This is a genomic window from Martelella limonii, from assembly GCF_013344475.1.
GTDB lineage: Bacteria > Pseudomonadota > Alphaproteobacteria > Rhizobiales > Rhizobiaceae > Martelella > Martelella limonii.
In genome coordinates, this window is record NZ_JABUOU010000003.1 from 422,245 (window position 1) to 434,792 (window position 12,548).

At 63.0% G+C, this 12,548-nt stretch carries 11 protein-coding genes and 1 riboswitch; of the genes, 8 read left to right on the forward strand and 3 right to left on the reverse strand.

Annotated elements, in window-relative coordinates; translation table 11 throughout:
- Positions 1–975, reverse strand: a complete 975-nt coding sequence (locus HPQ62_RS09695; RefSeq protein WP_174802331.1) for an ABC transporter substrate-binding protein — start codon at positions 973–975, stop codon at positions 1–3.
- A 186-nt stretch (positions 976–1,161) separates the two neighbouring features.
- On the opposite strand from HPQ62_RS09695, the gene ung reads away from it, so the two are divergent.
- The 3 genes from ung to HPQ62_RS09710 all read left to right on the forward strand — a co-directional run bounded on the left by ung (position 1,162) and on the right by HPQ62_RS09710 (position 3,888).
- A complete protein-coding gene (gene ung / locus HPQ62_RS09700; protein ID WP_174802402.1) occupies positions 1,162–1,863 on the forward strand; it encodes a uracil-DNA glycosylase in 702 nt (233 codons plus the stop codon).
- 85 nt (positions 1,864–1,948) lie between these two features.
- Complete coding sequence (locus HPQ62_RS09705) at positions 1,949–3,373, forward strand: aldehyde dehydrogenase family protein (protein ID WP_174802332.1); 1,425 nt, start codon at positions 1,949–1,951, stop codon at positions 3,371–3,373.
- 125 nt (positions 3,374–3,498) lie between these two features.
- On the forward strand, positions 3,499–3,888 hold the full coding sequence (locus HPQ62_RS09710; protein WP_174802333.1) for a RidA family protein: 390 nt from the start codon (positions 3,499–3,501) through the stop codon (positions 3,886–3,888).
- Positions 3,889–3,897: 9 nt separating this feature from the next.
- On the opposite strand, the gene HPQ62_RS09715 is transcribed toward HPQ62_RS09710, so the two are convergent.
- Together HPQ62_RS09715 and HPQ62_RS09720 are read right to left on the reverse strand one after the other, a co-directional pair.
- Entirely contained in the window at positions 3,898–4,806 is a 909-nt protein-coding gene (locus tag HPQ62_RS09715) for a sugar kinase (protein WP_174802334.1), read from the reverse strand.
- The gene (locus tag HPQ62_RS09720) at positions 4,803–5,492 is read right to left on the reverse strand and encodes a GntR family transcriptional regulator (RefSeq protein ID WP_174802335.1); all 690 of its coding nucleotides are present in this window, start codon (positions 5,490–5,492) and stop codon (positions 4,803–4,805) included. Before HPQ62_RS09720 ends, HPQ62_RS09715 begins: the two co-directional genes overlap by 4 nt.
- Before the next feature lie 75 nt (positions 5,493–5,567).
- Between HPQ62_RS09720 and uxaC the strand changes: the two genes are divergently transcribed.
- The 5 genes from uxaC to HPQ62_RS09745 all read left to right on the forward strand — a co-directional run bounded on the left by uxaC (position 5,568) and on the right by HPQ62_RS09745 (position 12,533).
- Complete coding sequence (gene uxaC, locus HPQ62_RS09725; protein ID WP_174802336.1) at positions 5,568–6,971, forward strand: glucuronate isomerase; 1,404 nt, start codon at positions 5,568–5,570, stop codon at positions 6,969–6,971.
- 119 nt (positions 6,972–7,090) lie between these two features.
- Entirely contained in the window at positions 7,091–7,369 is a 279-nt protein-coding gene (locus HPQ62_RS09730; RefSeq protein WP_174802337.1) for a FeoA family protein, read from the forward strand.
- Between the two features lie 81 nt (positions 7,370–7,450).
- The gene (gene feoB / locus HPQ62_RS09735) at positions 7,451–9,289 is read left to right on the forward strand and encodes a ferrous iron transport protein B (RefSeq protein ID WP_174802338.1); all 1,839 of its coding nucleotides are present in this window, start codon (positions 7,451–7,453) and stop codon (positions 9,287–9,289) included.
- Positions 9,290–9,641: 352 nt separating this feature from the next.
- A complete protein-coding gene (gene typA / locus HPQ62_RS09740; protein WP_174802339.1) occupies positions 9,642–11,465 on the forward strand; it encodes a translational GTPase TypA in 1,824 nt (607 codons plus the stop codon).
- 151 nt (positions 11,466–11,616) lie between these two features.
- Positions 11,617–11,717, forward strand: a riboswitch (TPP riboswitch).
- 105 nt (positions 11,718–11,822) lie between these two features.
- On the forward strand, positions 11,823–12,533 hold the full coding sequence (locus HPQ62_RS09745) for an ABC transporter permease subunit (protein ID WP_174802403.1): 711 nt from the start codon (positions 11,823–11,825) through the stop codon (positions 12,531–12,533).
- The last annotated feature ends 15 nt before the right edge of the window (positions 12,534–12,548 follow it).

Below are 12,548 nucleotides of genomic sequence, written 5' to 3' on the forward strand. Positions count from 1 at the left end.
TTACTCGATGACCTTCTTGGCGCTGTCCTTGATGTCGGCGGGCACTTCAACGCCCATGGCCTTGGCGGCCTTGAGGTTCAGGAACAGGTCCTGATTGCCGGGAACGACGACCGCGATATCGGCAACGGCCGTGCCGCCGAGGATTTCGGCAACCATGTCGCCGGTGACCTTGCCCATCTCGGCATAGTTGAAGCCGAGGGCCGCCACCGCGCCGCGCTCAACGGAATCGGTATCGGTGGTGAAGACCGGCAGCTTGGCGCGTTCGCCGACGGTGATGATCGCTTCCAGCACCGAAATCACCGAATTGTCGGTCGGCAGCAGGATCGCATCGGCCTTGCCGACGAGATTGCGGGCCGCATCCGGAACCATGGTGGACTGGGCGGCCGGGCTTTCGACGACGGTCAGGCCCAGCTCTTCGGCGCCGGCCTTGATCTCGTCGACCTGGACGACCGAGTTTGCCTCGCCCGGATTGTAGATCACGCCGATGGTTTTCACGCCCGGAACCAGCTTCTGGATCAGCTCCAGCGCCGGCTTCGGCGGCTGCTTGTCGGAGGTGCCGGTAATGTTGGCTTCCGGCTTTTCCGGGTTCTCGATCAGGCCGGCTGCGACCGGATCCGTCACGGCTGCGAACACCACCGGCGTATCGCCCATGGAATTCTTCAGCGCCTGTGCGGACGGCGTCGAAATGCCGACCGTCACGTCAGGCTTCAGCCCGGCGAACTCATCGGCGATCTGGCTCTGCGTCGTCATGTTGCCCTGGGCGGAGCGTGCGACAACCTTCAGGTTCTTGCCTTCGGTGTAGCCCTTTTCTGCGAGGCTTTCGATCACGCCTTCGCGCACGGCATCAAGGGCGGGGTGTTCCACGATGTAGGTAATGGCAACGGTCTTGGTGTCCTGCGCGACGACCGGCGCGGCAAATCCGGCGAAAGCGGCGAGTGCCGCAGTGGCGAATACCGTTTTGTTAAAATTGAGCATTTCGTAACCCCCTGTCAGAATTGTTCTGCGCGCGATGTGATTGTGCGCGGCAGTTTGTACTGCCGCATCGCGCCGGTCAACGCCGAGGTTGCGCGGTGAACATATTTTCAACGCGGACGCGGTTTGCAAATCCGCGCAGGCGACGCTAACACGGCAGGAGAAGGCCAGATAGGGGAGCGAATGACCATGGGTGAAGGCGAAATCCGCCTGGACGAGAGCTGGCGTGAAAAGCTGAAACCTGAATTCGAGAGCGCCTACATGGCAAAGCTTCGCGCGTTTCTGGTGGCTGAGCGGCAGGCCGGGCAGACGATATTTCCGAAGGGCCCCGAATATTTCCGCGCGCTCGATCTCACACCGCTTGACCGGGTGAAGGTCGTCATCCTCGGCCAGGACCCCTATCACGGCCCCGGGCAGGCCCATGGGCTGTGCTTTTCGGTGCGCCCGGACGTGCGCACGCCGCCCTCTCTGGTGAACATCTACAAGGAGCTTCACACCGATGTCGGGTTCCAGAAAGTCGATCACGGCTTTCTGGAGCACTGGGCGCGCCAGGGCGTGCTACTGCTGAATTCCGTGTTGACGGTTCGCCGGGCCGCCGCCGCCTCCCATCGCGGCAAGGGCTGGGAGCAGTTCACCGATGCCGTCATCCGCGCGGTCAACGCGGAGTGCCCGCATGTCGTCTTTATTCTGTGGGGCGCCTACGCCCAGAAGAAGGCGAGCTTTGTCGACAGCGCGCGCCATCTCGTGCTGAAGGCGCCGCACCCCTCGCCGCTTTCGGCCTATAACGGCTTTTTCGGAAGCCGCCCGTTTTCGAAGGCCAACCAGTTTCTGCTCGCCCACGGAATCGAACCGATCGACTGGCAATTGCCGAAAGATCCGCACGAGGCGTGATCAAACCCTTGCCTTCTGCGATACCCGGCAACACATGTGGGCCATAAACAAAACCCTGCGGGGCGAACGAAAAACGGAGAGCGTCATGTCGCATCACACACAGTTCTACATCAACGGCGCATGGGTCGAGCCTGATCAGCCGAAGACGCTGGACGTGATCAATCCTGCAACCGAAGAGGTGATCACGCAGATCGCGCTCGGTCAGGCCTCCGATGTCGACAAGGCCGTGACGGCTGCCCGCGCCGCCTTTGAAAGCTTCTCGCGCACCACGAAGGAAGAGCGGCTCGCGCTCCTCGGTCGCGTTCTCGAATGCTACAAGGCGCGGTTCGACGATCTGGTGGAAGCGGTCTCCAGCGAAATGGGCGCGCCTCTTTCGCTGGCGAAGAGTTCGCAGGTGCCGGTCGGCGCCTCGCATATCAAGTCCACCATGAAGGCGCTCGAGGCCTTCACCTTCTCAGAACCTCGCAACAAGGGCATGATCGTGCGCGAGCCGATCGGCGTCTGCGCGCTGATCACGCCGTGGAACTGGCCGCTGAACCAGATCGCCGCCAAGGTGGCGCCGGCACTTGCGACCGGCTGCACCATGGTTCTGAAGCCCTCCGAGATCGCGCCGCTTTCCGCCATCATCTTCGCCGAAATCATGGACGAGGCCGGGGTTCCGGCGGGCGTCTTCAACCTCGTCAACGGCACCGGCCCCGATGTCGGCCAGGTCATGGCCGGCCACAAGGAGGTCGACATGATCTCCTTTACCGGCTCCACCCGCGCCGGCATCATCGTTGCCAAGACGGCCGCCGATACGGTCAAGCGCGTCTGCCAGGAGCTGGGCGGCAAGTCGGCAAACATCGTGCTGGAAGATGCCGATCTCGAAACGGCGGTTGCCAATGGCGTCACCGGCTGCTTCCAGAACAGCGGGCAGTCCTGCGATGCCCCGACGCGCATGCTGGTGCCGCAAGCCCGCCATGACGAAGCGCTCGACATCGCGCGCAAGACCGCCGAAGGCCTGAAGGTCGGCGACCCGGCTGCAGAAGATACCAATCTCGGTCCGGTGGTCAGCGCGCAGCAATATGACAAGATCCAGGGGCTGATCGAAAAGGCGATTGCCGAAGGCGCAACGCTCGTCACCGGCGGGCCGGGGCGTCCGGATGGCATCAACCACGGCTATTACGTGAAGCCCACGATCTTCGGCGGCGTTCACAACGACATGACGATTGCGCGCGAGGAAGTGTTCGGCCCGGTTCTCGCCATCCTGCCCTACAAGGACGAGGAAGATGCGATCGCGATTGCCAACGACACCGATTACGGCCTTGCGGCCTATGTCCAGGGCGAACTCGACCATGCCCGCGCTGTGGCGCTGCGCCTTCGCGCCGGCAATGTCTCGATCAACGATCCCGACTGGGACACGATGATCCCCTTCGGCGGCTACAAGCAATCCGGCAATGGCCGCGAATTTGCCGACTGGGGCATGGAAGATTTTCTCGAAATCAAGGGGATTCGCGGCTACACGGCTTAAAATCCGCGGCGAACCCGCTACATTAGTCCCGCGCCCGGCTGTTCGACAGCCGGGCTTCTTACGATCACCTGTTTATGATCCCCCGGTCATAGACGTCAGGCACGGCATTTTTCGGAGGCGGTTACATGAAAAAGAGCATCAACCCACAAGGCGTGCGCAAGCCCTTCGGAAATTACAGCCATGGCCTGTACGTGCCGCCCGGCGCCGGGCTCCTGGTCACTTCCGGTCAGCTCGGCATCGGGCCCGACGAGGTGATCCCGCGTTCGGTCAAGGGCCAGGCGGAGCTCTGTTTTGCGGCCATCGGCAAGATCCTTGCCGAAGCCGATATGAGCTTTGAGGATATCATCCGCATCAATGGCTATGTGACCTCGCGCGAGGATTTCCCGGCCTATATGGAGGTCCGCGACCAGTTCATCTCGGAGCCGCTGCCGGTTTCAACGCTGCTGATCGTATCAGGCTTCACCCGCGCCGAATTCCTGGTCGAGGTCGAGGTCACCGCAGCCAAGCTCGTCTGAGAGCAGACCTTACCGGCTCACGGCATCGGCGACCAGCGCGCCGCGGGCGCCGATGACGCGGCCTGAAAGCGATGCGCCGGCACGAATGGCCTCTGCAAGACCTGCACCACCGGCGCGTGCCGCAATCAGCCCGGCATTGAAGCTGTCGCCCGCCGCCGTGGTGTCGACCACATTTTCGGCCGGTACAGGCTGGAAGGTGAGTTCGCCCTCGACATGGCAGCCTGCATGGATGACGTCGACGCCGTTCTTGACGACCACTGTCTTCACGCCGGCCTTCCGGTAGCGTGCGATGGTCGCATTCTGGTCCGCATCTGCGAACACCGCGCTGTCCTCGTCAAAGGAGGGCAGCACCATGTCGCTGACGGAAGCCGCCTGCATGATCGCCTCCTGCATCATCGTGGACGACGGCCAGAGCCTCAACCTCATATTGGGATCGAAGGCGATCGTGGTTCCCGCCGCGCGCGCTTGCGAAAGCACGTCAAGCAGCGTTGCCCGATCTTCGGAATTCACCACCGCCATGGTGATCCCGGAAAACAGGATGAGGTCCCGTCCCTTCACGGCCTTTGCAAGCGCATCCCGGTCTGCGGCGAGGCACTTGGCTGCGGACTGGCCGCGCCAATAGGAAAACGACCGCTCGCCATCCTTCAGTGCGATCATGTAGAGGCCGACCGTGCGGTCCGGCACCCGGCGCACGCACGCCGTGCCGACGCCCGCCTGCTCCATGAAGGCGATCATCTCGTCGGAGACCGCGTCCGTGCCGACGCCGGTGAAATAATCGACCGTCGAGCCTTGGGGCATCAGCTTTGCCAGATACCAGGCGGCATTGAAGGTGTCGCCGGCAAAGCCGCGCATATAGGCGCCGTCGGCGCGCGGGGCCATTTCGACCATGCATTCGCCGATGGAGAGGATATTGTTCATGACTGGTCCTGATCGAATAAGTCCGGGTGGGTCTCGTGGATCCGCGCAATGCTCTCGGCGATCCGGGAAAGGTGATGGCGCATGGCGGCGATGGCCGCCTCGCCATTGCCCGCCTTGATGGCGGCAACGATATTCTCGTGCTCGGCCAGCGCATCATGGGCGGTGAAGGAAAGCGACAGGAACCGGATCCGGTCCATATGGGCCTTGTGCTCGCGGATCAGCGCCCAGGTGTAACCATGGCCGGAGAGGTCGCATATGCGGTGGTGAAGTTCGTCGTCAAGGCGGTGAAACCGCATCCGGTCATCGGCCTCGATCGCCTTCTTCTGCGCCTCGAGCAGGCGGTCGAGCTCTGTCATGTCCCGTCCCGCGCCCGCATCGACGGCCGCCTGCACCGTGGCCGTTTCCAGCGCGGTGCGGATGAACAGCGCCTGCATCACGGCCTCGATCGAGATCGGTGCCACCAGCGTTGCGCGCTGCGGGCGCACCAGCAGAAAGCCCTGCTGCGACAGCCGGTAAAACGCATCGCGCACCGGCTGGCGCGAGACGCCGAGCTTCCGCGCCACATCCGCCTCGGACATCTTGGTGCCCGGCAGCAGCTCGTTTTCGACCACCTGACGGTAGAGCCGGTCATGAATCATGTCGGTCAGCGTCTCGCGGCCATGCTCCAACTCCAGTTTTTCGGGCATGCCGCCTCCGTTGACAGAATTCGCATACTAACATATTAGTTTTCGCAGTAAATGCAATCCGCAAAGGCAGCAACCATGCTTGACGACGACCGCCTCTTTCCGCTTGAACCCAAGGCACGCGATCTGGCACGGGCGCTCTATGCTGAGGTGGCCGACCTGCCGATCGTCAGCCCGCACGGCCACACCGACCCGCGCTGGTATGCGGAAAACAAGCCGTTTCCCGATCCTGCGCAGCTTTTCGTGGTGCCGGACCATTACGTCTTCCGGATGCTGTGCTCGCAGGGGATCGCGCCGGAGCGGCTCGGCGTCGCCCGCATCGACGGCGGACCGGTGGAAACCGACAGCCGCGCGATCTGGCGCCTGTTTGCCGAAAACTTCTACCTGTTTCGCGGCACGCCGAGCCGCGGCTGGCTGGAGCATTCCTTCGCCCACGTCTTCGGCCTGACCAAGCGCTTCGGCCCGGAGACGGCCGACGAATTCTACGACCATATCGACGACTGCCTGAAAAAGCCGGAATTCCTGCCGCGCGCCCTCTTCGAGCGCTTCAACATCGAGGTGATCGCGACCACGGAAGACCCGCTCGACGATCTGAAATGGCACCGGCAGGTGCGCGAAAGCGGCTGGACCGGCGGACGCGTGATCACCGCCTACCGGCCCGATCCGGTGGTCGATCCCGAATTCGAGGGCTTTGTCGAAAACATCGAGAAATTCGGCGCGATCACCGGTCTCGACACCACGAAGTTCGACCAGTATCTGGAAGCCCACCGCCAGCGCCGCGCCTATTTCAAGGAATTCGGCGCCACCAGCACCGATCACGGCCACGCCACGGCCCGCACGGAGGATCTTCCGAAGGCCGAGGCGGCAGCACTGTTCGACAAGGCGCTGAAGGGCGCCTGCACGCCCGAAGAGGCCGATGCCTTTCGCGGGCACATGCTGACCGAGATGGCCCGCATGAGCATCGACGATGGTCTTGTGCTTCAGATCCATCCGGGCTCGTTCCGCAACCATTCCGCGCCCATGATGGCCCGCCACGGCCGCAATGTCGGCTTCGATATCCCGGTCCAGACCAGCTATGTCGAGGCCCTGCGTCCGCTGCTCAACGCCGTCGGCATGGACCCGGCGCTCAGCATCATCCTGTTCACGCTGGACGAGACCGCCTATACGCGCGAACTCGCGCCGCTTGCCGGCGCCTATCCCTCGCTGAAGCTCGGCCCGGCCTGGTGGTTCCATGACAGCCCGGAAGGCATGCGCCGCTACCGCGAGATGACCACGGAAACCGCCGGCTTCTACAATACCGTCGGCTTCAATGACGACACCCGCGCCTTCTGCTCGATCCCCGCCCGCCACGATGTCGCCCGCCGCGTCGACTGCGCCTTCCTGGCAACGCTTGTCGCAAGCGGAAGGCTCGATGAGGACGAGGCCCCCGAGGTCGCCCGCGACCTCACCTACAATCTGGTCAAACGCGCCTACAAGCTCTGAGCCTTTGGCGGCAGAGCCGCATATGTCAAAAATTTAATAATACCTTCGGGCAATACTCATCTATTGCCGCCCTGATCGTGTCGTGTCATAGAGCTTTGGAAACGTCACGGAAGCAAACCATGCATGACCCGATCATGACGGCGGCGGAACAGGGCCGGATCGTATCGCTGGAAAGCCTTGCGCCCGGCGAGAGCGGCATTGTCGAAATCGTCGAGGCAGGCGTTTTCGACGCCGGTCTGGCTGTGCGGTTGCGCGCGATGGGGCTTTCAAACCCGCATCGTGTCGTCATGGTCCGGCGGGGATGGTTCGGTGGCCCGCTCGTGGTGCGCGCGGGCAAGGCCACCGAAATCGCCATCCGCCGCTCCGAGGCGGCGCTCGTCAAGGTGCGCAAGCTGTAAACGATGATGCCGAAACGGCACACCGGGTCAATCTGCCGGGCGGTTTTGCCCGATATGTCCATTGAAGTCCGGAATTCATAGATGTCCCATTGCGCGCCGGCCGAAGCCGATCTTTCCGTCAACGACATTCCCCGCATCGCCGTCATCGGCCAGCCCAATACCGGCAAGTCGATGCTCTATAACCGGATCACCGGGGCAAGCGCCCATGTCGGCAACTGGCCGGGCATCACGGTGTCGCTTGCCAATGCCCGGGTGAAGATCGGCGGCCGGATGACGGAGGTGGTCGACCTTCCGGGCATCTACGATCTCGAGGGCTTTTCCGAAGACGAGACCGTCGTATCCGGCTTTCTGCAGGCCTATCCCGTCGACCTTGTCATCATCGTCGTCAATGCCAGCCAGATCGACCGACAGATCCTGATGCCGCTGCAGGTGAAACTGCTCGGCCTGCCGGCGGTGGTGATGCTCAACATGGCGGACGAGGCCCGCCGCAACGGCATCACGATCGATCCGGACGCCCTTTCCGCGCGGCTCGGCCTGCCGGTGCACCTGATCAGCGCGAAATATGGCGAGGGCTATCCGGATGCGATTGCCTCGGTCGGCAAGGCGCTATCGGACCATGACGGCAAGCCCGCAGCCTTTGCCGATTACGACACGCTGCGCGCCACGCTGATGACGCCGGAAACGCTGGCAACGACCATTGACGGCGCTGTCCGCTATCCGGAAACGCCGCCGAAGACAATGACGCAACGGCTGGACCGGGTTCTGCTGCATCCGCTCTTCGGCCTGCCGCTGTTCTTTGCGGTGATGCTCTGCGTGTTCTACATCGTCTGGGCGCTCGGCCTGCCTTCGCAGGATGCGGCAGGCTGGATCACCGACTGGGTCCAGGCGCATGTCCTCGAACCGGTGCTCGATCTCGGCCCGGCATGGCTGAAGAATTTCGTCATCAACGGCATCTGGCTTGGCGTCGCCACCGTTGCCTCGTTCATCCCGCTGATCATGCTGTTCTTCTTCCTGATGGCGGCAGTGGAGGACTCGGGCTATCTCTCGCGCGCGGCCTATCTGATGGATACCTGGATGCGACGGGTGGGCCTTGATGGCCGCTCCTTCGTGATGCAGATGATGGGCTTCGGCTGCAACGTGCCGGCGCTGATGGGAACGCGGGTGATGCGCTCGCAGCCGCTCCGGCTGCTCACCATGCTGATCATTCCGTTCTCGCTGTGCTCGGCGCGGCTTGCGGTGTTCGTGTTCATCATCGCCGCCGTGTTTCCGCCCGCGCAAGGCCCGCTTGTGCTGTTCTCGTTCTATGTCATCAGCTTCGTCGCGGCGTTTCTTGCGGCCGCGCTCTTCTCGCGCTCCAAACAGTTCAAGAACACCGAACCCTTCGTGCTGGAGCTGCCGCCCTACCGGGTGCCGACCATCAGGCAGGTATGGCTCAGGGGCTATGGGGAACTCCGCATCTTCCTACACCGCGCCACCAATTTCATCATCGTCGGCACGATCGCGGTCTGGTTCCTGACCAACTTTCCGACGGACGCGACCGGGCTCAACACCTGGGGCGGGCAGCTCGGCGAATTTCTGCAGCCAGTGATGGCGCCGATCGGCATCAACCCCTATCTGACGCTCGCCCTGATCTTCGGCTTCATCGCCAAGGAGGTGGTGATCGGGTCGCTCTCGACCATCTACGCCATGTCCGCGGGCCTCGTCGCCCACCAGATCGGTCTCACCGTCTCGCCGGTCGCGGCCTATTCATTCTGCCTGTTCTGCCTGCTCTACACGCCCTGCCTGACCACGGTCGCCACCGTGCGCGCGGAAAGCCGCTCGACCCTGTTCATGGTATTTTCGCTGGTGGTATCGCTGGTCTATGCCTGGCTGGTGGCGTTCGTGTTTTATCAAGGCGCGCGGCTTTTAGGCTTCAGTTGAGCGGTTTGGCTCGCTGCCGGACGATTGCCCAGATCATCAAGGTCTATCGCTCTTGCAAGCCCCCTCCCCCTCTTCGGGTCACCCTCGGGCTTGACCCGAGGGTCCAGGCAGCGTCCCCGTGTCGCCTGGATGCTCGGGTCAAGCCCGAGCATGACTCATCAGAAAACCGCTCCAAAACCTCCATCCTGAGGAACGGCAAACGAGGAAAAGTCTCGCTCCACCGCGCCTCAGAATACCCTGCCACAAAACATTCTCTTTCGTTTTGGTCAAAATATGTGTAAGAGCGCCCCCATGAGTACCGGGCGCTCCTCCCCAAAACACTGACTGCGCCCCAGCCCCAGAGATTTAAAACATGGCACTTCGCAACATCGCGATCATCGCGCACGTTGACCATGGCAAGACGACCCTTGTCGACGAGCTTCTGAAACAGTCCGGCTCTTTCCGTGAGAACCAGCGCGTCGACGAACGCGTGATGGATTCAAACGACCTTGAAAAGGAACGCGGGATCACCATCCTCGCCAAGGCGACCTCGGTCGTCTGGAAGGACACCCGCATCAACATCGTCGACACCCCCGGCCACGCCGACTTCGGCGGTGAGGTCGAGCGTATCCTGTCGATGGTGGATGGCGCGATCGTTCTGGTCGATGCCGCCGAAGGCCCGATGCCGCAGACCAAGTTCGTGGTCGGCAAGGCGCTGAAGGTCGGCCTGAAGCCGATCGTCGCGATCAACAAGATCGACCGTCCGGATGCCCGCGCCGATGAAGTCGTCAACGAGGTCTTCGACCTGTTTGCGGCCCTCGACGCCACCGACGAGCAGCTCGACTTCCACATTCTTTACGGCTCCGGCCGCGCCGGCTGGATGAACACGTCCCCCGAAGGTCCGAAGGACCAGGGCCTCGGCCCGCTTCTTGATCTCGTGGTCGAGCATGTTCCGGCGCCGACGGTTGCAGAAGGCCCGTTCTCGATGATCGGCACGCTGCTGGAAGCCAACCCCTATCTCGGCCGCATCATCACCGGTCGCATCAATTCCGGCACGATCAAGCCGAACCAGGCCGTCAAGGTTCTCGGCCAGGACGGCAAGACCGTCGAAACCGGTCGCGTCTCGAAGATCCTCGCCTTCCGCGGCATCGAGCGCCAGCCGATCGAGGAAGCCCAGGCAGGCGACATCGTCGCGATTGCCGGCCTTTCCAAGGGTACGGTTGCCGACACCTTCTGCGATCCGGCAATCAGCACGCCGCTGACCGCACAGCCGATCGACCCGCCGACCGTCACCATGTCCTTCATCGTGAACGATAGCCCGCTTGCCGGCACCGAGGGCGACAAGGTCACGAGCCGCGTCATCCGCGACCGACTGCTGAAGGAAGCGGAAGGCAATGTCGCACTGAAGATCGAGGAAGCCGAGGGTAAGGACTCATTCTACGTCTCCGGCCGCGGCGAACTTCAGCTTGCCGTGCTGATCGAGACCATGCGCCGCGAAGGCTTCGAGATCGCCGTGTCGCGTCCGCGCGTCGTCATGCACAATGACGAGGAAACCGGCCAGCTGATGGAACCGGTCGAGGAAGTCGTCATCGACGTCGATGAAGAGCATTCCGGTGTCGTCGTGCAGAAGATGGCCGAACGCAAGGGCGAGATGGTTGAACTCCGTCCGTCGGGCGGCGATCGCGTGCGTCTGCGCTTCTTCGCACCGACCCGTGGCCTGATCGGCTACCAGTCGGAGCTTCTGACCGACACCCGCGGCACGGCGATCATGAACCGCCTGTTCCACGCCTACCAGCCCTACAAGGGTGAGATCGGCGGCCGCAACCAGGGCGTTCTGCTCTCCAACCAGGCCGGCGAGGCTGTCGCCTATGCGATGTTCAACCTCGAAGATCGCGGCCCGATGATCATCGAGCCGGGCGACAAGGTCTATGCCGGCATGATCGTCGGCATCCACACCCGCGACAACGACCTCGAGGTCAACGTGCTGAAGGGCAAGCAGCTCACCAACATCCGCTCGGCCGGCAAGGACGAAGCGGTCAAGCTGACGCCGCCGATCCGCATGACGCTCGACCGGGCGCTCTCCTGGATCCAGGACGACGAGCTGATGGAAGTCACCCCGAAGTCGATCCGCCTCAGGAAGATGTATCTCGATTCCAACGAGCGCAAGCGCTTCGAAAAATCCCGCGCCGCAGGCTGATCGGTGACACGAGCCTTGAATCGAAAAGGGCGGCCCTTACGGCCGCCCTTTTTTCGTTTACCCCACATTGGTGAGACAACGCCCGGAACATGGCGCTGGCGTTCGCCGCCCCATAGCCCCTTGACCCCTGCCGTATCCCACGGCATAGATGAGCGCATCCGAGGGGTGTGTCCACGACACTGAGATGGCGAAAGCCGAACCCTTGAACCTGATCCGGGTGATACCGGCGTAGGAACGGAGTTTGGTCTTGAGCGACATGCCCAGAAAATCAGTCTCGTCCTCCGCTTCCCGGCTTGTCCGGGGAGAGCGGGATTGAAGCGCCATTTATCCTCGACACTCACATTCCTGACGATCACGATGGCGATGCTGGCGCTCTGGCAGGCGATCGTCGATCTTGCCGATCTGCCGCGTTATATCCTGCCGCCGCCGGTCTCCGTCGTCGAGAAACTGTGGTCGGCGCGTGTCATGCTGTTTGCCCAGTCGCTGGTGACCCTCCGTGAGATCCTGGCGGGCTTTGCGGCCGGCGCCCTCTTCGGCGCGGCCGCCGCCATCGGCATCGCCGCCTTCCCCCGCTTCGGCCGCTTCGTCTGGCCGGTTCTGGTGGTGCTGCAGTCCTTTCCCGTCTTCGTCATCGCGCCAATGCTGGTGCTCTGGTTCGGCTTCGGCATCGCCTCGAAAGTGGTGATGACCACGATCATCGTGTTCTTTCCGGTCGCCTCCAACTTCGCCGACGGGCTGCGGCGGACCGATCCGGACGTGGTGGCCGCCGCAAGGCTCGACGGCGCCGGGCATGTCGCGCTGCTACGCTTCATCCGTCTGCCGCTGGCGCTGCCGCAGCTCTTCTCCGGCCTGAGGATCGCCGCACCGCTTGCTCCGCTCGGCGCCGTTGTCGGCGAATGGGTGGGTTCTGCGGGCGGCCTCGGCTTCGTGATGGTGCAGGCCAATGCCCGGATGCAGACCGACACCGTGTTTGCCGCCATGCTGATCCTCGCGCTCGAGGCAGTCCTGTTCCGCAAGGCGGTCGATCTGGCCGCCCCCCTCTTCACCCGCTGGTCGCATGAGGATTAAGCGACCCGACAAAGG